The following is a 20546-nucleotide window of genomic DNA, read 5'->3' on the forward strand; positions in this document are numbered from 1 at the left end:
TGCTAGGGTCCCGACCCGTGACGGACAGGGCGCAGAAACAGTACGAGGCCATGCGCGGCCACTTCCACCGGACCGCCGAGCAGCGCGGATTCACACTCGACCCCGCGCAGGAGCCGCCCGTCGAGCGGCTCAGCCGGCTCGCGGGCGAGCTGGCCCACCCGGCCTGGCGACCGCGGCGGCCACCGCGCCACCTCTACCTCTGGGGTCCGGTCGGCCGCGGCAAGAGCTGGCTGGTGGACACCTTCCTCGACGGCCTGCCCACCCCCCGCAAACGGCGGCTGCACTTCCACGACTTCTTCCGCCGGCTGCACGAGGGCGTCGCGCAGGAGTCGCCCGCCCACCGGGAGGGCTCGGCTGTGGACCGGGCCGTCGACGAGCTGCTCGGCGACTGCCGGCTCCTCGTCTTCGACGAGTTCCACGCCCACGACGCGGGTGACGCCATGCTGGTCGCCCGGCTCTTCACCACCCTGCTGAACCGCCGGATCACCCTGGTCACCACCTCCAACTACCCGCCCGCCGGGCTGATGCCCAACCCGCTCTACCACCACCTCTTCGAGCCGACGATCAGGCTGATCGAGGAGCGGATGGACGTCCTGGACGTCTCCGGGGCGGTGGACTTCCGGCGGCAGCCGCGATCGGACGACGCGCGACGGCGCTTCACCCTGGGGGCCCGGCTGGCCGCCGGGACGGAGGAGGCCGCGGGCCTCACCCCGCCCCGGCCCGAGGAGGCCGGCCCGGTGGCGGCGCACCACCGCGAGCTGCCGGCCCGGGCGGTCCGCGACGCTCTGGTCTGGTTCGGCTTCGACGAGCTCTGCGAGGGCCGCACCGCCGTACCGGACTACCTGGTGCTCGCCGAGCGATTCCCCACCCTCGTCCTGGACGGGGTGCCGCCGCTGGCCGACGCCTCCCCCGACGCCCGGCAGCGCTTCGCCAACCTGGTCGACGTCTGCTGCGACCGCGACACCCGCCTGGTGCTGATCGGGGCCGACCCGCTGGCCGGGCTGCCCGCCGACTCCGGTCTGCTGCGCGACCTCGACCGCACCGCCAGCCGGCTCGCCCTGCTCCGGCAGCCCGGCTGAGCCGGACCGGCGGCCACCGACCCGGCCGGTCGCAGCGGTCGAAGCCGCCGGGCCGGCCGGGGCCTCAGCCGCGCGCGCCCGCTCCGGCGCCCGCCAGGTCGTGCACCGGTGTCCGCTGCGCCGGCAGCACGGCCGGCTCGATGGTCGGAAGTTCGACGTGCTCGCTCAGGCCGAACCGGCGGTGCAGCCGGCGCAGCGGGGCCGGGGCCCACCAGTTGAACTCGCCGAAGAGGCTCATCGCGGCGGGGACGAGCAGACAGCGGACCAGGGTGGCGTCCACCGCCACGGCGACGGCCAGCGCGATGCCCATCTGCTTGACCATCAACATGTCCCCGAGCGCGAATCCGGCGAACACGATCACCATCAGCAGGGCCGCCGAGGTGATGATCTTCCCGCTGCGCTGGACGCCCAGTTCGACGGCGCGGGTACAGCTGTGCCCCTTGTCCCGCAGCTCCTTGATCCGGGCGAGCAGGAACACTTCGTAGTCCATCGACAGCCCGAACGCGAAGGCGAAGACCAGGACCGGTATGAACGTCTCCAGCCCGCCGGTGGAGCTGAAGCCGAGCAGGCCGCTGAACCAGCCGTCCTGGAAGACCAGGGTGAGCGCGCCCAGCGAGGCGCCCAGGGAGAGCAGGTTCATCAGCAGGGCCTTGACCGGCATCACCACCGAGCCGGTCATCAGGAAGAGCAGCACCAGCGTGCCGAGCGCCACCAGGCCGAGCGCGATCGGCCCCCGGGTGAGCAGTTCGTGCTGGAAGTCGACCACCGAGGCGGCCCCGCCGGTCACGTAGGTGGTGAGCCCGCCCCGGTCGGCGCGCAGTTCCTTGACCACCTGCTTGGCCTCGCCGCCCTGGGGGTCGCCGTGCACCAGCACGTCGATGGTGGAGAGCTCGTCGGTGACCGGCGTCACCGCCCGGACGCCGTCGACACCGGGCAGCTGGGCGACCACGCCGTCCGCGTACGCCTGGGCCGCCGGTGCGCCGCCCTCGACGACCACGGTGATCGGCGCCTGCGAGGCCTGCGGGAAGCGCTGGTCGACGGTCTCGGCCACCTGCCGGCCGGCCGAGGAGGCGGGCAGCACGGCGGCGCCGGAGGTGCGCATGTCGGCGTGCAGGAACGGTGCCCCGGCGGCCATCAGCAACGCGGTACAGGCGAGCGCGACGGGGACGGCGCGCTTGCGCACCCGGCGGACGGTGCGGCTGAAGAAGCCCTCGTCGGGAACGGGCGCGGCGGGCGCCTTGATCCGGCTCCCGGCGAAGCCGAGCAGCGCGGGGATCAGGGTCAGTGCGGCGGCGACCGCGATCACCACCACGCTCACCCCGGCGGCGGCGACCGCGCCGAGCACCGGGCTGGTGAAGACGAAGAGGCCGGAGAGCGCCACGGCGACGGTCAGTCCGGAGAAGGCGACGGTCCGGCCGGCGGTGGCGGCGGTCCGTTCGACGGCGGCGGCGATGTCCGCTCCGTGGCCGCGTTCCTCGCGGAAACGATTCACCATGAGCAGGGCGTAGTCGATCGAGAGGCCCAGCCCCAGCACGGTGGCGATCGGCAGCACGCTGGTGTCGATGTCCATGATCTTGCTGAACCCGAACATGGCCAGCAGCGCACCTCCCACCGAGGCGACCGCGCCGATCACCGGCAGGCTGGCGGCGGCCAGACCGCCGAAGACCAGCACCATGACGACCAGGGTGAGCGGCAGGGTGACGATCTCGCCGAACCGGGTGTCCTTCTCGGTCTGCTTCTTGACCTCCTGCTCCAGCACGAGGTCGCCGCCCACGGTGACATGGGCCCCGTCGGCCCGGATCCCGGCGAGGCGCTGGGTGACGGCGTCGGTCTGCGCACCGGTGCTGTCGTCGGCCATCCGGACCGAGACCAGGCCGGCGTTGCCGTCGGCGGAGCGCAGCGCGGCGCCCGCCGGGCCGGGGCCGTAGGCGTCGGTGACCGAGGAGACCCCGGGCAGTGCGGCGATCTCGGCGGTCGCGCGGGTGACGGCGTCCCGGACGCCCTGGTCGTCGACGGGCCTGCCGTCGACCACCGCGGCCACGGTGCCTCGGGCGGGATCGGCCGCGGTGACCACCGCGCCGCCGCGGTCGGCCTCGGAACTGGCCGAGGAGGCACCGGCCACGGATCCCTCGAAGACCCGGCCACCGATCAGGACCCCGACCACCAGGACGACGGCCCAGAGGCCGAGAACCCAGCGCCGGTACCGGAAGCAGAACCGGCCGAGGGCGGCGAGCCGCCCGTCGACCTTTCGGCCGCTGGACGTGGTGGCAGGGGGTGTCACTGCGGTGCTACGGCGCATGTGCGGGGGGTGCCTAGCGTGTGGGGCCGGGTGAGCGACCCGTCGGGCAACTCATCCCAAGGTAGGGCCTTGGTCCTGAATCACCCATAGCCGCCCGATGAGCCCCTTATCACAAAAATTCAGCGGATAAGGAATGAATAAGAGCCGGCCGGAGGCTCTGCGCGAATGCCCAGAACAGCGGATGCCCAAAACGATGAGCCCCACCCGGAGTACCGGGTGGGGCTCATCGATCAAGCGGCTATGCGCAGGGCACTAGCAAGGGGCGAGAGCTCAGCTCTGGCCGCCCGCCAGCTTCTCGCGCAGGGCAGCCAGGGCCTCGTCCGAAGCGAGAGCGCCGGAGCCCTCGTCGCTGCTGGAGGAGTACGAGCCACCGGCGGCGGCGGCAACCGCGTCGCCACCCTCGGCAGCGGCCTCGGCGTCGGCCTCGCGGCTCTTGATGACCTGGGCCTGGTGCTGCTCGAAGCGGGACTGCGCCTCGGCGTACTGGCGCTCCCACTCCTCACGCTGCTTCTCGAAGCCGGGCAGCCAGTCGTTCGCCTCGGGGTCGAAGCCCTCCGGGTAGATGTAGTTGCCCTGGTCGTCGTACGAAGCGGCCATGCCGTACAGGGTCGGGTCGAACTCGACCTCGGCCGGGTTGGCACCGAGGGCCTCGTTGGCCTGCTTCAGCGAGAGGCTGATGCGACGACGCTCGAGGTCGATGTCGATGACCTTGACGAAGATCTCGTCGCCGACCTGGACGACCTGCTCCGGGATCTCGACGTGGCGCTCGGCCAGCTCGGAGATGTGGACCAGACCCTCGATGCCCTCGTCCACGCGGACGAACGCACCGAACGGAACCAGCTTGGTGACCTTACCCGGAACGACCTGGCCGATCTGGTGGGTACGGGCGAACTGCTGCCACGGGTCCTCCTGGGTCGCCTTCAGCGACAGGGAGACGCGCTCGCGGTCCATGTCAACGTCGAGAACCTCGACGGTGACCTCCTGGCCGACCTCGACAACCTCGGACGGGTGGTCGATGTGCTTCCAGGACAGCTCGGAGACGTGGACCAGACCGTCGACGCCGCCGAGGTCCACGAACGCACCGAAGTTGACGATCGAGGAAACGACGCCGGAGCGCACCTGGCCCTTCTGCAGGGTGGTGAGGAAGGTCTGGCGGACCTCGCTCTGGGTCTGCTCCAGCCAGGCACGGCGGGACAGGACCACGTTGTTGCGGTTCTTGTCCAGCTCGATGATCTTGGCCTCGAGCTCCTTGCCCACGTAGGGCTGGAGGTCGCGGACGCGGCGCATCTCGACGAGCGAGGCCGGCAGGAAGCCACGGAGGCCGATGTCGAGGATGAGACCACCCTTGACGACCTCGATGACGGTACCGGTGACGATGCCGTCCTCTTCCTTGATCTTCTCGATCGTGCCCCAGGCACGCTCGTACTGAGCGCGCTTCTTGGACAGGATGAGACGACCCTCCTTGTCCTCCTTCTGGAGAACCAGGGCCTCGATGTTGTCCCCGACGGAGACGACCTCGTGCGGGTCGACGTCGTGCTTGATCGAGAGCTCACGGGACGGGATGACGCCCTCGGTCTTGTAACCGATGTCGAGGAGCACCTCGTCACGGTCGACCTTCACGATGACGCCCTCGACGATGTCGCCATCGTTGAAGTACTTGATGGTCTCGTCGATCGCGGCGAGGAACGCCTCAGCGTCGCCGATGTCGTTGACCGCGACCTGCGGGGTGGTGCTGAGGGAGGAGTCGGTGGGGCTCGTCATTAGGAAAAGGGCTCCGGTACGGACATGAAGTCGTAGGTAATGCCACGCGGAGGGCCCGTATCGCTCCCACCGAAAGCCGGACAGCCAAGAACACGGAGCACCTGGGAATCCCGCACAGCGAGAAATCCGGTGTCCGTCTTGCGACCGTGGGGTCTTCGACAGATGCGAGCGCGACCTGCTCCGTCCGAGGCGCGCAGGCCCGCAGCGCAACTTGTAGCATACGGGGACGGCCAGGCACGGTCAACGCCAAGGGCGTCAAGACGGTGGAGGCCGGTATGGATCAGGCCATATCCTCCGATTGCGCACCTCATGGTGGCGGCCGCAGGAAGCCCTTCCCCGGATGCCACCGCCTGGATCCGGGCCCTGACGGGCCGGGTCGCGGCAGCGGCGCTTCCGCAGACCACACCCTACGCGATGGGCTCTATCACCGTGGCCACCACCCCCCTGCCCGACCCGCATGATCTTGACGACGACGGCGACGACGCGCTAAGGCGCGAGGCCGAGGCCGACGAGAGCAGCCGGGCCAGCCGCCACTGGTGGGACCGCAACGCCGACGAGTACCAGGACGAGCACGGCGAGTTCCTCGGCGACGACCGCTTCACCTGGTGCCCGGAGGGCCTGGACGAGGCGGACGCCCGACTGCTCGGGGAGGTCGCCGGCCGCAGCGTCCTGGAGATCGGCGCCGGCGCCGCCCAGGGCTCGCGCTGGCTGGCCGCTCGGGGCGCCCGGCCGGTCGCCCTGGACATCTCCCACCGCCAGCTCCAGCACTCCCGGCGGATCGACCTGGCCCGCGGCGGCGCGCCCGTCCCGGTGGTCCAGGCCGACGCGGCGGTGCTGCCGTTCGCCGACGGCGCCTTCGACCTGGCCTGCTCGGCGTACGGGGCGGTGCCGTTCAGCGCCGACACCGCCGCACTCATGCGCGAGGTGCACCGGGTGCTGCGGCCCGGCGGGCGCTGGGTGTTCTCGGTGACCCACCCGATTCGCTGGGCGTTCCCCGACGAGCCCGGTGTCGAGGGGCTGACCGCCACCTCCTCGTACTTCGACCGCACCCCCTACGTCGAGCAGGACGAGCAGGGCCGGGCCACCTACGTCGAGCACCACCGCACCATCGGGGACCGGGTGCGCGAGCTGGTCGGCGCCGGGTTCCGGCTGCTGGACGTGGTCGAGCCGCAGTGGCCGGCCGGGCTCGACCAGGAGTGGGGCGGCTGGTCGCCACTGCGCGGGCGGCTGATCCCGGGCACGGCGATCTTCGTCTCCGAACGGGACTGAGCCGAGCGGCCGGGCCATCCGCCGGGCCGCCGCTGCGCCGACGCACCCGGCCCCCGGACGGGGCCGCCGTGATCGGGGAGACTGTGCGGGTGAACCCCGCCTGGCGCGAACTGCCCGTCCGTACCGCCCTGCCGGCCCTGCACCACGCGCTCGACGAGCGCGGGGTCGCCGTGCTGGCCGCCCCGCCCGGCACCGGCAAGACCACGCTGGTGCCGCTGGCCCTGGCCGGGCTGCTCACCGAGGACGGCGCACGCCCGGTCCGCCGGGTGCTGGTCGCCGAACCGCGCCGGCTGGCCGTGCGGGCGGCGGCCCGGCGGATGGCCTGGCTGCTCGGCTCGGCGGTGGGGGCCGAGGTCGGCCACACCGTGCGCGGCGAGCGCCGGGTCGGACCGCGGACGGTGGTCGAGGTGGTGACCACCGGTGTGCTGCTCCAGCGCCTCCAGCGTGACCAGGAACTGCCCGGCGTCGACGTGGTGGTGCTGGACGAGTGCCACGAACGGCACCTGGACGCCGACACCGCGCTCGCCTTCCTGCTGGACGTCCGGTCGGCGCTGCGGCCGGAGCTGCGGATCGTCTGCGCCTCGGCGACCTCCGACACGGCGGCCTGGGCGGAACTGCTCGGCGACGCGGACGGCCCGGCGCCCGTCGTCGAGGCGCACGGCGTCTCGCACCCGGTCGAGGTGGTGTGGGCGCCGCCGCCCAGGGCCGTCCGTCCGGCGCACGGCACCCGGGTCGACCCGGCGCTGCTGGAACACGTCGCCGCCACCGTCCGGCGGGCGCTGACCGAGCGCCAGGGCGACGTGCTCTGCTTCCTGCCCGGTGTCGGCGAGATCGCCCGGGTCGCCGGGCTGCTCGCGGACGCCCCGGCCCAGGTCCTGCAACTGCACGGCCGGGCCCCGCAGCCGGTGCAGGACGCGGCGCTCTCGGCGGGCGACGGCCGCCGGGTGGTGCTGGCCACCGCCGTCGCCGAGTCCTCGCTGACCGTGCCGGGTGTCCGGGTGGTGGTGGACGCCGGACTGGCCCGCGAGCCGCGCACCGACCACGCGCGCGGCCTGGCCGGCCTGGTGACCGTCCGGGCCTCGCTGGCCGCCGCCCGGCAGCGGGCCGGGCGGGCCGGGCGCGAGGCACCGGGCGCCGTCTACCGCTGCTGGGCGGAGGCCGAGGACGCCCTCGCCGCCCGCTACCCGACCCCCGAGATCGCACTCGCCGACCTGACGCCGTTCGCGCTGCAGGCCTCCTGCTGGGGCGACCCGGACGCCACCGGGCTCGCCCTGCCCGACCGGCCGCCGGCCGGCGCGATGGCCGCCGCCCGGCAGACCCTGCGGGCGCTCGGCGCGGTGGACGCCGACGGCCGGGCGACTCCGCGCGGTACCCGGCTCGCCCGTACCGGCCTGCACCCGCGCCTCGCCCGCGCCCTGGTGGACGGCGCGCCGGCGGTTGGCGCGCGCCGGGCCGCCGAGGTGGTCGCGCTGCTGTCCGAGGAGCCCCCGCGCGCCCTCGGGGACGACCTGGGCGCGGTGTGGCGCACCGTCCGGGACTCCCGTGCCCCCTACGCCGCCCGCTGGCGCGAGGAGGTCCGGCGGCTGCTGCGCGGCGCCGGCGACGCCCCCGCCACCGCGCTGCCCGACGCCGCGGCCGTCGGCCTCGTCGTGGCCCTGGCCTTCCCCGAGCGGATCGCCCGGGCCCGGGTGGAGAAGCCCGCGCCCGGCGAGCGCAGCCCGTACCTGATGGCCTCCGGCACCGCCGCCGAACTCGCGCCCGGCACCGCGCTGGGCGCCCTCCCGTGGCTGGCCGTCGCCGTCGCCGACCGCCCCGCGGGCTCGCCCTCCGCGCGGGTGCTGCACGCCGCCGCGCTCGACGAGGACACCGCCCGCCTCGCCGGCGCGCCCCTGCTCACCAACCGCGCCGAAGTCCACTGGGACACCCGACGCGGCGAAGTCGTCTCCCGCCGGGTCGACTCCCTCGGCGCCGTCGAACTCACCGAGAAGCCACTCGCCCGCCCCGACCCGACACTGGTCCGGAACGCCTTGCTGGAAGGTCTGTCCCGCGAGGGCATCAGCACCCTCCTGTCCTGGCCCACCCCCGGCCTACGCGAACGCCTCGCCTTCCTCCACTCCGCGATCGGCGCCCCCTGGCCCGACGTCAGCGACGAGGCCCTGCTCAACCGCGCCGACGAGTGGCTGGAACCCGAACTCTCCCGCGCCCGCCGCCGCTCCGACCTCGCCAGGATCGACACCACCGCCGCCCTCCAGCGCCTCCTCCCCTGGTCCACCGGCGAGGCAGGCCGGCTGGACGAACTCGCCCCCGAGCGCGTCACCGTGCCGTCGGGCTCGAAGATCCGAGTCGACTACACCACCGGACGCCCACTGCTGGCGGTCAAGTTGCAGGAGCTCTTCGGCTGGACGTCGGCCCCCGCCCTGGCCGGAGGACGCGTCCCCCTCACCGTCCACCTGCTCTCCCCCGCCGGCCGCACGGCCGCGGTGACCGGCGACCTCGCCTCGTTCTGGCGCGAGGGCTACCGGGCCGTCCGGGCCGAGCTGCGCGGCCGCTACCCCCGCCACCCGTGGCCGGAGGACCCCACCTCGGCCGAGCCGACGAAGCGCACCAACGCGCGGCGCTGACCGGCCGGGTGGCCGTCCGCGGGGGTCGGCCCCCGCGGACGGCCGGGACCGTGCCGGTCAGAACTGCTCGACGAAGTACGGCTCGACGGTCATCCAGCCGTTGCCGCGGGCCCCGTTGAGGCGGCCCGAGCTGGTGCGGGCGAGGGTGTACCAGGAGTCCACGTAGTCCGGGTCGTCGACCCACCAGGAGGTGGGCAGCGCCGCCAGGACGGCGTTGACCAGCGGGATGTAGGCGCCCTGGTCGGCGACGGTGAGCAGGACGGCGGCCACGGCCTGGGCGAGCGCCAGGTAGTTGGTGTCGCCGTCGTCCTCCATCAGGACGACGTCCGCCAGGTTGTACTTGTAGTTCGACCAGTTCACCAGGATCTGGTTCGGGTGGTACACCGTGCCGTCGTACTGGAGGTACGGCATGGCGACCGAGTCGACCCGGACCTTGCCGTCCTGACCGAAGCCGGTCACCAGGCCGAACATCTCGGCGGCGCCCTTGAACCAGGGCTCCTCGTCGTCGGCGACCTCGATGCCGCTGATCTTGGTGGCCCACCAGCCGCCGGCGGCCTGCGCCGCGTTCGGGCCCTTGCCGGCGGAGGCCGGCACGGCCAGGCCGGTGGCGTCGAGGCCGAGGGCGCCGAACTCCCGCTGGAGGACGGCCGTTCCGGCGGCCAGCGTCCTGGCCGTGTCGATGTCGACCAGGTAGACCGGCTGCCCGGGCACCGCCTTGGCGTCGAGCGCGTGGGCCCGGCCGGCGGTGTCGTAGGCGCGGACGGTGCGGGCGTCGTCGTCGGCGACGGCGGTGGCCACCAGCGGCGGCGCGCCCGCGTCCAGGGCGGCCCGCATCGACGGGTCGGCCAACTGGACGCGTAGCAGCGGGCCGAGGTCGGCGCCGAGGCCCTTGGCGGCGGCGATCCTGCGGTCCGCCTGCGCGGTGGTGGCCGCGAGCCCGCGGGCGGCGGGACCCTGGGCGGCGGCGGCCAGCGGGCCGAGGTCGGCGGCGCCGGACGCCGCGCCGGCGGTCGCGGACCGCAGCCGGTCGCGCAGCGCGGAGTCGGTGAGGGAGGTGGCCAGGGCACGGGCGACCTCGTCCTCGATCGCGGACACCTGGGTGGTGGACACCCGGGCGGCGGGAGCGGCCGGGGCGGGTGCCGGGGCCGGGGCGGCCACGGCCTGGCCGGCGCCGAGCGCGAGCAGCGACAGGGCCGCGAGCGCCACGACGGCGCGCCGCGGAGGGGACACGGACATGAGGGATCTCCAGACTCGTCGGGTGAGGCGTCGGAGCAGGTGGAGCGTCGGAGCGGGTGGAGCGGGTGGAGCAGGTCAGGCGTCGGAGCAGGTGCGCGAGCGGCGGAGCGGTCGAACGGCGCCGCACCACGATCAAGGACGTCGGCGCCATGACAAGTGAAGAGGCTCCCTGACGCCGGATCAACCCCCGGGAGCCGTCCCCTCCGTGAAGACGGGGCTTCGATGGCCGGCGGACGGCACCGCCCGACCGGTGCCGGACTGGCCCGCGAAAAAGGTGTGGGTGCGACCCGACCCGGGCCGCACCCACACCTCTTCGATCCGCGTCAGTGCGCGGCGGCCTCCCAGTCGGCGCCGACGCCGACCGAGACGTCGAGCGGGGCGCGCAGCGGGTAGGCGCCGGCCATCTGCTCGCGGACGATCACCTCGACCTGCTCGCGCTCGCCGGGGGCCAGCTCCAGCACGATTTCGTCGTGCACCTGGAGCAGCATCCGGGAGCTGAGGCCGGCGGTGGTCAGTGCCTCGTCCACCCGCAGCATGGCGATCTTGACGATGTCGGCGGCCGAGCCCTGGATCGGGGCGTTGAGGGCCATCCGCTCGGCCATCTCGCGGCGCTGACGGTTGTCGCTGTTGAGGTCCGGCAGGTAGCGGCGGCGGCCGAGCAGGGTCTCGGTGTAGCCGGTGGCGCGGGCCTCGTCGACGACCCGGCGCAGGTAGTCACGGACGCCGCCGAACCGCTCGAAGTAGGTGTCCATCAGGCCCTGGGCCTCGGCGGGCTTGATGCCGAGCTGCTGGGAGAGCCCGTACGCGGAGAGGCCGTACGCCAGACCGTAGGACATCGCCTTGATCTTGCGGCGCATCTCGGCGTCGACCGCGTCGCCGGGGACCTCGAAGACCTGGGAGGCGACGGTGGTATGCAGGTCCTCGCCGGTGGCGAAGGCCTCGATCAGGGCCTCGTCCTCGGAGAGGTGGGCCATGATGCGCAGCTCGATCTGCGAGTAGTCGGCGGTGAGCAGCGCCTCGTAGCCCGCGCCGACGACGAAGGCGCGGCGGATCATCCGGCCCTCCTCGGTGCGGACCGGGATGTTCTGCAGGTTCGGGTCCTGCGAGGAGAGCCGGCCGGTGGCGGCGACCATCTGGTTGAAGGTGGTGTGGATCCGCCCGGCCGGCGAGACCGTCTTGAGCAGGCCCTCGACCGTGGTGCGCAGCTTGGCCTGGTCGCGGTGGCGGAGCAGGATGACCGGCAGCTCGTTGTCGGTCTGGGTGGCCAGCCAGGTGAGCGCGTCGGCGTCGGTGGTGTAGCCGGTCTTGATCTTCTTGGTCTTGGGCAGGGCCAGCTCGCCGAAGAGGATCTCCTGGAGCTGCTTGGGCGAGCCCAGGTTGAACTCGTGCCCGGCGGCGGCGTGCGCCTCCTCCACCACGCGCTGGATCTCGGCGGCGAACTGGGCCTCCAGGCCGGTGAGCCAGGCGCGGTCGGCGGCGATGCCGGTGCGCTCCATCCGGGCCAGCAGGGCGGCGATCGGCAGCTCCATGTCGCGCAGCAGCTCGGTGGCGCCGACCTCGGCGAGGCGGGTGTCGAAGAGCGCGGCGAGGTCGAGCACGGCGCGGGCCTGCAGCATCAGCGCCTGGGCGCGGGCGGCGGTGGCGTCGACGCCGTCGCCCTCCTCCGGGGTGTCGAAGGCGAGCTGGCCGCTCTCGGCGACCGGGGCCGGGGCGAGCGAGCGGGCCAGGTACTCCTCGGCGAGCACCTCCAGGGTGAAGGTGCGGCGGCCGGGCTTCTCCAGGTAGGCGGCGAGGGCGGTGTCGGCGACGACGCCCTCGATCGTCCAGCCGCGCTCGGCGAAGGCGCGCATCACCTGCTTGGCGATGTGCAGGGCCTTGGGGGCGGCCGGGTCGGCGAGCCAGGCGGCGAAGGCGCGCTCGTCCTCCTCGGTGAGCAGCGCCGGGTCGAACCAGGCGGCGGACTCGCCGACGGCCAAGGCGATCTCGGTGACCTCGCCGGCGCCCAGCGCCCACTGGTAGACGGCGGCCAGGGCGACCGGGGCCTTGTCGTCGGCGTGCCGGCGCAGCCACTCGGCCAGCGTGCCCGGGTCGGTGAGCAGTTCGCCGTCCACCTCGACGCCGGGGGCGAGTTCGGCGGCGGCCTCGGGCTCGACGGCGGCCGGGTCGATGCCGAAGACCCGGTCGCGGAAGTTGGCGTTGCGGAACTCCAGCGACTCCATCAGGGCGGCGACGGCCTCACGGTCGAACGCGGCGCGGCCCAGCTCGGCGACGCCGAGCGGGAGTTGGACGTCGCGGACCAGCTCGGTGAGGACGCGGTTGCGCTTCACCGAGTCCAGGTTGTCCCGCAGCTTCTCGCCGATCTTGCCCTTCACCTCGTCGGCGCGGGCGACGAGTTCGTCGAAGGAGCCGAACTGGTTGACCCACTTGGCGGCCGTCTTCTCACCGACGCCCGGGATGCCGGGCAGGTTGTCGGACGGGTCGCCGCGCAGGGCCGCGAGGTCGGGGTACTGGCGGGGGGTGACGCCGTACTTCTCGGCGACCTTCTCCGGGGTGTAGCGGGTGAGCTCGGAGACGCCCTTGGTCGGGTAGAGGACGGTGATGTGCTCGGTGACCAGTTGGAGCGCGTCCCGGTCGCCGGTGACGATGTCGACGTCGAAGCCGGCCGCCTCGGCGGCGGTGGCCAGGGTGGCGATGATGTCGTCGGCCTCGAAGCCCTCGACCGTCATCCGCGGCACCCGCATGGCGTCCAGGAGTTCGCCGATCAGGCCGACCTGGCTGCGGAACTCGTCGGGCGTCTTGGCCCGGTTGGCCTTGTAGTCGGGGAACTCGACGGAACGGAAGGTCTGCCGGGAGAGGTCGAAGGCCACCGCGAGGTGGGTGGGCCGCTCGTCCCGGACGGTGTTGGCGAGCATCGAGGCGAAGCCGTACACCGCGTTGGTGGGCTGGCCGGTGGAGGTGTTGAAGTTCTCCACGGGCAGCGCGTAGAACGCCCGGTAGGCCATCGAGTGCCCGTCGAGCAGCATCAGCCGGGGCCGCGCCCCGCCGCCACCCGCCGCGCCCTTGTCCGTACTCTGCGTAGCCACGTCAACGTCCGTTCCTGCCGATTCCACTACCGGCCACCGATCCTATGGCCCGGCACCGACAAAAGGGGCGCCGCGCAACCCCGGGCCCGGAGGCGCGCGCGGACGCCCGTGCCCGCGGGCCGAACACGGGGCGGGGGCACGACGGACCCGCCACGCCAACCCCCCGACGCGATCACTACCGCCGAGTAGGGCGGTCGTACGATCACAGGCAGCACGACGACGTGACCCCGAGCGGCAGGAGCTCCCCCATGACCGAAGCGGCCCCCGAGGCGACCACCACCGACGCGGCTCCCGCCCTGAACATCCCGCAGGAGGTGCTGGACCACTTCGCCAAGCTCGGCGTCGACCCGGCCACCTTCTCCGGCGGCCGCCTCGGCGACAAGCTCGGCATCCGGGTCGTCGAGGCCTCCGGCGACCGGGTGGTCGGCACCATGCCCGTCGAGGGCAACCAGCAGCCGTACGGACTGCTGCACGGCGGCGCCTCGGCCGCGCTGGCCGAGACCCTCGGCTCGGTCGGCGCGATGCTGCACGCCGGCCCCGGCCGGTACGCGGTGGGCGTGGACCTGAACGCCACCCACCACCGCTCGGCCACCTCCGGCCTGATCACCGGGGTCGCCACCGCCGTGTTCAAGGGGCGCACCGCCGCCACGTACGAGATCGCGATCACCGACGACACCGGCAAGCGGATCACCAGCTGCCGCCTGACCTGCATGCTCCGCGACCTCTGACGCCCCGTCGCCCCGGCCGGCCCGCCAATGGCGCGTCAGCCGGGCCGACCGGTCATCAATTCCCTTGTCCGCCCCCTTGTTTGACCTTCGACTGCCCTGGGCAGGCGTTGATCCGAACAAGGGGGCGGCCGCGTTTTCGCACACTTTCAAGGATGTAACACTGCGTAACAAGCAGGAAATCCGAGCTTTCGACCGCCTCCGGGGCCGCATCGACCCGGAAACTCGTGACCACCCGCTCGATTGTCCGATATTCGGACGCACACGCCCGACACCTGTACTGCGGACAGTCGTGTCCGATTATCGGTGAAGCCAGGAGTCACCTGCATTTCTGGCCCTTACATCAACCTACCGGCGAGTAGATGCCCAACGGTGCGGGATCGATCGAACCGGAACGACCACATGGTGAGACGGTCGCTCCGTGTGCTCATAACAAGAGAATCACAGCCTCGCCACACCACTGCCCGAGCCGCCCAGGGGCATCTAGAGTCACGGCCAGTCACCGCGCCACCGGAGTGGGCCAGCCCCACCGCGCATCCCGGCTCCCGCCACTCAGGCGCGGCGCCCTCCTGAACCGAAGGGGACCCCTGTGCGTCACCGTTCAGCAGTTGTCGTGAGCATTGCCGTGATCGGCGCCCTCAGCATCAGCGCCTGCGGATCCCGCGGCGAGAAGAAGTCCGGGGACGGCAACGCCGGGGCCACCACCGTCACCATCGGCGTCGACGCCCCCCTCACCGGCGACCTCTCCGCCCTCGGCCTCGGCATCCGCAACTCCGTCGAGCTCGCCGTCAAGCAGGCCAACGAGAAGAACGAGGTCCCGGGCGTCAAGTTCGAGATCAAGGCCCTGGACGACACCGCCAAGCCCGCCCCGGGCCAGCAGAACGCCACCCAGCTGGTCGCCGACAAGAGCGTCATCGGCGTCGTCGGCCCGCTGAACTCCAGCGTCGCCCAGTCCATGCAGCAGATCTTCAACGACGCCAACCTCGTCCAGATCTCGCCCGCCAACACCGGCGTCGCCCTCAGCCAGGGCGAGAAGTGGGCCAGCGGCACCAAGGCCCGCCCCTTCAAGTCCTACTTCCGCACCGCCACCACCGACGCCGTGCAGGGCCCCTTCGCGGCCCAGTTCCTGGCCAAGGACGCCAAGAAGACCAAGGTCTTCCTCATCGACGACCAGAAGACCTACGGCGCCGGCCTCGCCGCCACCTTCAAGGGCGAGTTCACCAAGCAGGGCGGCGCCATCGTCGGCGAGGAGCACGTCAACCCCGACGACCGCGACTTCGCCGCCGTCGTCACCAAGGTCAAGAACTCCGGCGCCGAGGCCGTCTACTACGGCGGCGAGTACCCCGCCGCCGGCCCGCTCTCCCTCCAGCTCAAGGACGCCGGCGTCAACATCCCGCTGATGGGCGGCGACGGCATCCAGAGCGGTGACTTCATCAAGCTCAACCCCAAGAGCCAGGGCGACTACGCCACCGCCGTCGGCCTGCCCGTCGAGGCGCTCCCCACCGCCGCCAAGTTCATCGCCGACTACAAGACGGCCGGCTACAAGGACGCCTACGAGACCTACGGCGGCTACTCCTACGACAGCGCCTGGGCCATCATCGAGGGCGTCAAGGCCGTCGTGGCCGCCAACAGCGGCAAGCTCCCCGACAGCCCCCGCGCCAAGGTCGTCGAGGCCGTCCAGAAGATCTCCTTCGACGGCGTGACCGGCAAGGTCTCCTTCGACGAGTTCGGCGACACCACCAACAAGCAGCTCACCGTCTACACCGTCAAGGACGGCAAGTGGGCCGTGGAGAAGTCCGGCACCTTCAGCGGCTGACCCGACCGCGCGGCGGCCCGGCCGAACGGCCGAGCCGCCCGCACGTCGGCACGTCGAACGGCTGACCCGACCGCACGTCGGCACAGCCGCAGCACGTCGGAACAAAGCGCGCGGGGGCGCCACGAGTGCCCCCGCGCGCCCCCACATCCACCACCCACGCGGACCCACCACACGCACAACGGAGGCCCAGCGGTGCACGACCTACCGCAGCAGCTGGCCAACGGCCTGATCCTCGGCGCCCTCTACGGGCTCGTCGCGATCGGCTACACGATGGTCTACGGCATCGTCCAGCTCATCAACTTCGCCCACGGCGAGATCGTCATGGTCGGCGGCTTCGGCGCCCTGACCGCCTACCTCGCCCTCCCCGGCGGCACCACACTCTGGCTGGCCCTACCGCTGATGCTGATCGCCGGCATCCTGGTCTCCACCCTCACCGCCGTCGCCGCCGAGCGCTTCGCCTACCGGCCGCTGCGCAGCGCCCCCCGGCTCGCCCCGCTGATCACCGCGATCGGCCTGTCGATCGTCCTCCAGCAGCTGGTCTTCTCGTTCTACCCCGACGCGAAGAAGGCCCGGGTCTTCCCCAAGATCCCCGGTGACCCCTTCGAACTCGGCTCCGTCACCATCCAGCGCAGCGACATCTTCCTGATCATCGCCGCCCCGCTCTGCATGCTCGCCCTCGGCTGGTTCGTCACCCGCACCCGCTCCGGCCGCGCCATGCAGGCCACCAGCCAGGACCCCGACACCGCCAAGCTCATGGGCATCGACACCGACCGGATCATCGTCATGGCCTTCGCCATCGGTGCCGCCTTCGCCGCCGTCGCCGCCGTCGCCTACGGCCTGCGCAGCGGCCAGGTCGACTTCCGGATGGGCTTCATCCTCGGCCTCAAGGCCTTCACCGCCGCCGTCCTCGGCGGCATCGGCAACATCTACGGCGCCATGCTCGGCGGCGTCGCCCTCGGCCTCGCCGAAGCCCTCGCCACCGGCTACATCCAGCACCTGCCCGGCATGCACCTCTTCGGAGGCGGCGCCTGGAAGGACGTCTGGGCCTTCGTACTCCTCATCCTCGTCCTGCTCGTCCGACCTCAGGGCCTGCTCGGCGAACGCGTCGCGGACAGGGCGTGAGCACCATGACCACCACCTCGACCACCGAGACCACCCCGGTCGTCCCGCTGCCGGCCCGCGCCGCCGCCCTCCTCACCGGCCTGGGCGCCGTCGCCACCGCCGCCTCCGCCCTGATGTCCTGGACCTGGACCGACGAGTTCCCCGGCGACCTCACCTACTACGGCTCCCCCGCCGGCCTCCAATGGCTCGCCCTCACCGCCGGCCTGCTCACCCTCGCCGTGCTGCTCGCCACCCAGGGCGTCCCCGGCCTGCGCTGGATCGCGCCCGCCCGCAGCAACAACGCCGTCCTGCTCGCCGCCGCCGGCGCCTTCGCCGTCAGCTGGTTCTCCGTCATCGCCATCTCGGTCGACCTCGGCGGCCTCGCCAACCTCGAACCGGGCGGCTGGGTCGCCGCCCTCGGCTCCCTGCTCGCCCTCGCCGGCACCCTCGGCCTCCCGCTCGACCGGCGCACCCACGTGCCGCTGCGGATCCTCGACCGGCGGCTCTTCCTGCTCGTCCCCGCCGCCCCGATCGCCTGGTTCGCCACCCACGCCATCCCCGAGGACAAGCCCGTCGCCCCGGTGCTGACCGCCCTGGCCGGCGCCCTCGTGATCGCCACCGGCGCCGTCCTGCTGCTCCAGCTGGGCCACCTCGCCAACAGCGGGCTCCGGCTCGGCACCGTCGAGCGCCCGCTGCCCGCCGCCCGCGAACTGCCCTCCTGGGTGGAGGTCCTGCTCATCGTCGCGGCCTTCGCCGTCGGCCTGTTCGCGATCACCTTCGGCATCGACACCGAGTACGGCGAGCTCTTCATCGCCTACCTGCTGCTGGCCGCCGCCGTGATCTCCGCACTCGGCAAGGCCGGCCTGCTGGCCCGGCTGCGCGCGCTGACCGTCAAGCACCGCCCGGTCACCACCGGCGCCGCCTTCGCCGCCGCCGCGGGCTTCCCGTTCACCCAGACCAGCGACCAGTACACCTCGGTCGCCGCCAACATCCTGATCTTCGCCACCGTCGCCCTCGGCCTCAACATCGTCGTCGGCCTGGCCGGTCTGCTCGACCTCGGGTACGTCGCCTTCCTCGGCGTCGGCGCCTACGCCGCCGCCCTGGTCTCCGGCTCCCCCGCCTCGCCGATCCACGTCCAGTTCCCGTTCTGGGCCGCGATGCTGACCGGCGCCGTGGTCTCGATGATCTTCGGCGTCCTGATCGGCGCCCCCACCCTGCGGCTGCGCGGCGACTACCTCGCCATCGTCACCCTCGGGTTCGGCGAGATCTTCCGCATCACCATGCTCAACCTCAACGGCACCACCGGCCCCAAGATCACCAACGGCTCCAACGGCATCCCGCGGATCCCCGACCTCCAGATCCTCGGCTTCGACCTCGGCAAGCCGCACACCGTCCTCGGCGTCGAACTCGGCCGGTTCTCCAACTACTACCTGCTGATGCTCCTGGTCACCGCCCTGGTCGTGCTCGTCTTCGCCCGGGTCGGCAATTCCCGCATCGGCCGCGCCTGGGTCGCCATCCGCGAGGACGAGACCGCCGCCGAAGCCATGGGCATCAACGGCTTCCGGCTCAAGCTCCTCGCCTTCGCCCTCGGCGCCTGCCTCGCCGGCCTCGCCGGCACCGTCCAGGCCCACGTCAGCTACACCGTCACCCCCGACCAGTACACCTTCGCCGAGGCCCTGCCGCCCAACTCCGCCTTCCTGCTCGCCGCCGTCATCCTCGGCGGCATGGGCACCATCAGCGGCCCGCTGGCCGGCGCCACCCTCCTCTTCCTCGTCCCGAAGAAGCTCGAATTCCTCTCCAACTACCAGCTGCTCGCCTTCGGCATCGCCCTCATCGTGCTGATGCGCGTCCGCCCCGAGGGGCTCATCCCCAACCGGCGCCGCCAGCTGGAGTTCCACGAGGCCGCGATCCCCACGCAGCTCACCGGCGACACCGTCGCCCTCACCAAGGCAGGGGCGTGACCAGCCAGATGACCACCACCGACGCCCCCGCATCGGTCTCCGACCGCCCCGCCCCCGCCAAGCCCCTGCTCGAAGTCTCCGGCGTCACCATGCGGTTCGGCGGCCTCACCGCCGTCAACGACGTCTCCCTCACCGTCGGCGAGGGCGAGATCATCGGCCTGATCGGCCCCAACGGCGCCGGCAAGACCACCTTCTTCAACTGCCTCACCGGCCTCTACGTGCCCACCGAAGGACGCGTCTCCTACCGCGGCACCGTCCTGCCCCCCAAGCCCCACCTCGTCACCCAGGCCGGCATCGCCCGCACCTTCCAGAACATCCGGCTCTTCGCCAACATGACCGTCCTGGAGAACGTCCTCGTCGGCCGGCACAGCCGCACCAAGGAAGGCATCTTCTCCGCCATCCTGCGCGGCCCCGGCTACCACCGTGCCGAGGCCGAGAGCCGCGCCCGCGCCATGGACCTCCTCCAGTTCACCGGACTCGCCGACAAGGCCGAGCACCTCGCCCGCAACCTCCCCTACGGCGAACAGCGCAAGCTGGAGATCGCCCGGGCCCTCGCCTCCGAGCCCGGCCTGCTGCTCCTCGACGAGCCCACCGCCGGCATGAACCCGCAGGAGACCCGGGCCGCCGAGGAACTGGTCTTCGCCATCCGTGACAAGGGCGTCTCCATCCTCGTCATCGAGCACGACATGCGGTTCATCTTCAACCTGTGCGACCGCACCGCCGTCCTGGTCCAGGGCCAGAAGATCGTCGAAGGCGACCGCGAGACCGTCCAGAGCGACGAACGCGTCATCACCGCCTACCTCGGCGCACCGCTCGAAGGCACCGCCCCCGCAGCAACGGAGACCGACCAGTGACCGCACTCCTCGAGGTCAAGGACCTCCGCGTCGCCTACGGCAAGATCGAAGCCGTCAAGGGCATCAGCTTCACCGTCAACCAGGGCGAGGTCACCACCCTGATCGGCACCAACGGCGCCGGCAAGACCACCACCCTGCGCACCCTGTCCGGCCTGCTCAAGCCCACCGGTGGCACGGTCACCTTCGACGGCCAACCCCTCACCACCGTCCCCGCCCACAAGATCGTCGCGCTCGGGCTCGCCCACTCCCCCGAGGGCCGGCACATCTTCCCGCGCATGACCATCGAGGAGAACCTGCTGCTCGGCGCGTTCCTGCGCAGCGACACCGCAGGCATCGCGGCCGACGTGGAACGCGCCTACGGCCTGTTCCCCATCCTCGGCGAACGGCGCAAGCAGGCCGCCGGCACCCTCTCCGGCGGCGAGCAGCAGATGCTCGCGATGGGCCGCGCGCTGATGTCCCAGCCGAAGCTGCTGATGCTCGACGAGCCGTCGATGGGCCTCTCCCCGCTGATGATGCAGAAGATCATGGCGACCATCGTGGAACTCAAGGCCGGCGGGACGACCATCCTGCTGGTCGAGCAGAACGCCCAGGCCGCGCTCTCGCTCTCCGACCACGGCTACGTGATGGAGACCGGCCGCATCGTCCTCAAGGGCACCGGCGCCGACCTGCTGCACGACGAGTCCGTCCGCAAGGCCTACCTCGGCGAGGACTGACCCGCCCGTACGACCAACCAGGGGCCCC

The 20546-nt window shown here is 72.3% G+C and carries 13 protein-coding genes; 9 read left to right on the forward strand and 4 right to left on the reverse strand.

Annotated features, from left to right (window positions below; all coding sequences use genetic code 11):
• The first annotated feature begins 17 nt into the window (after positions 1-17).
• Entirely contained in the window at positions 18-1079 is a 1062-nt protein-coding gene (gene zapE / locus AB0J08_RS15850) for a cell division protein ZapE (protein WP_360633165.1), read from the forward strand.
• 64 nt (positions 1080-1143) lie between these two features.
• On the opposite strand, the gene AB0J08_RS15855 is transcribed toward zapE, so the two are convergent.
• Both AB0J08_RS15855 and rpsA read right to left on the reverse strand, forming a co-directional pair.
• Positions 1144-3378, reverse strand: a complete 2235-nt coding sequence (locus AB0J08_RS15855; RefSeq protein WP_360633168.1) for an MMPL family transporter — start codon at positions 3376-3378, stop codon at positions 1144-1146.
• A 270-nt stretch (positions 3379-3648) separates the two neighbouring features.
• On the reverse strand, positions 3649-5139 hold the full coding sequence (rpsA, locus tag AB0J08_RS15860) for a 30S ribosomal protein S1 (RefSeq protein WP_329487183.1): 1491 nt from the start codon (positions 5137-5139) through the stop codon (positions 3649-3651).
• Between the two features lie 414 nt (positions 5140-5553).
• Between rpsA and AB0J08_RS15865 the strand changes: the two genes are divergently transcribed.
• The gene (locus AB0J08_RS15865; protein ID WP_360633171.1) at positions 5554-6408 is read left to right on the forward strand and encodes a class I SAM-dependent methyltransferase; all 855 of its coding nucleotides are present in this window, start codon (positions 5554-5556) and stop codon (positions 6406-6408) included.
• A gap of 89 nt (positions 6409-6497) precedes the next feature.
• Entirely contained in the window at positions 6498-9029 is a 2532-nt protein-coding gene (gene hrpB, locus AB0J08_RS15870; protein ID WP_360633174.1) for an ATP-dependent helicase HrpB, read from the forward strand.
• Positions 9030-9086: 57 nt separating this feature from the next.
• Here the strand turns inward: hrpB and AB0J08_RS15875 are convergent, their stop codons facing one another.
• Both AB0J08_RS15875 and polA read right to left on the reverse strand, forming a co-directional pair.
• The gene (locus AB0J08_RS15875; RefSeq protein WP_360633177.1) at positions 9087-10265 is read right to left on the reverse strand and encodes a DUF3103 family protein; all 1179 of its coding nucleotides are present in this window, start codon (positions 10263-10265) and stop codon (positions 9087-9089) included.
• 323 nt (positions 10266-10588) lie between these two features.
• Positions 10589-13288 carry a DNA polymerase I gene (gene polA / locus AB0J08_RS15880; RefSeq protein ID WP_360633347.1) on the reverse strand — a complete coding sequence of 900 codons (2700 nt, stop codon included), beginning with the start codon at positions 13286-13288 and terminating at the stop codon, positions 10589-10591.
• Positions 13289-13596: 308 nt separating this feature from the next.
• Here polA and AB0J08_RS15885 point away from each other — a divergent pair, with 308 nt between their 5' ends.
• From AB0J08_RS15885 to AB0J08_RS15910, 6 genes are all read left to right on the forward strand, one after another.
• Positions 13597-14076, forward strand: a complete 480-nt coding sequence (locus AB0J08_RS15885) for a hotdog fold thioesterase (protein WP_360633180.1) — start codon at positions 13597-13599, stop codon at positions 14074-14076.
• A gap of 586 nt (positions 14077-14662) precedes the next feature.
• A complete protein-coding gene (locus tag AB0J08_RS15890; protein ID WP_360633183.1) occupies positions 14663-15889 on the forward strand; it encodes a branched-chain amino acid ABC transporter substrate-binding protein in 1227 nt (408 codons plus the stop codon).
• A 192-nt stretch (positions 15890-16081) separates the two neighbouring features.
• Complete coding sequence (locus AB0J08_RS15895; RefSeq protein WP_360633186.1) at positions 16082-17011, forward strand: branched-chain amino acid ABC transporter permease; 930 nt, start codon at positions 16082-16084, stop codon at positions 17009-17011.
• Positions 17012-17016: 5 nt separating this feature from the next.
• A complete protein-coding gene (locus tag AB0J08_RS15900) occupies positions 17017-18951 on the forward strand; it encodes a branched-chain amino acid ABC transporter permease (protein ID WP_360633350.1) in 1935 nt (644 codons plus the stop codon).
• Between the two features lie 8 nt (positions 18952-18959).
• Complete coding sequence (locus AB0J08_RS15905; protein WP_360633353.1) at positions 18960-19805, forward strand: ABC transporter ATP-binding protein; 846 nt, start codon at positions 18960-18962, stop codon at positions 19803-19805.
• A complete protein-coding gene (locus AB0J08_RS15910; RefSeq protein WP_360633189.1) occupies positions 19802-20518 on the forward strand; it encodes an ABC transporter ATP-binding protein in 717 nt (238 codons plus the stop codon). Before AB0J08_RS15905 ends, AB0J08_RS15910 begins: the two co-directional genes overlap by 4 nt.
• The last annotated feature ends 28 nt before the right edge of the window (positions 20519-20546 follow it).

Source organism: Kitasatospora sp. NPDC050463 (assembly GCF_040655255.1).
In the GTDB taxonomy this organism is placed as follows: domain Bacteria; phylum Actinomycetota; class Actinomycetes; order Streptomycetales; family Streptomycetaceae; genus Kitasatospora.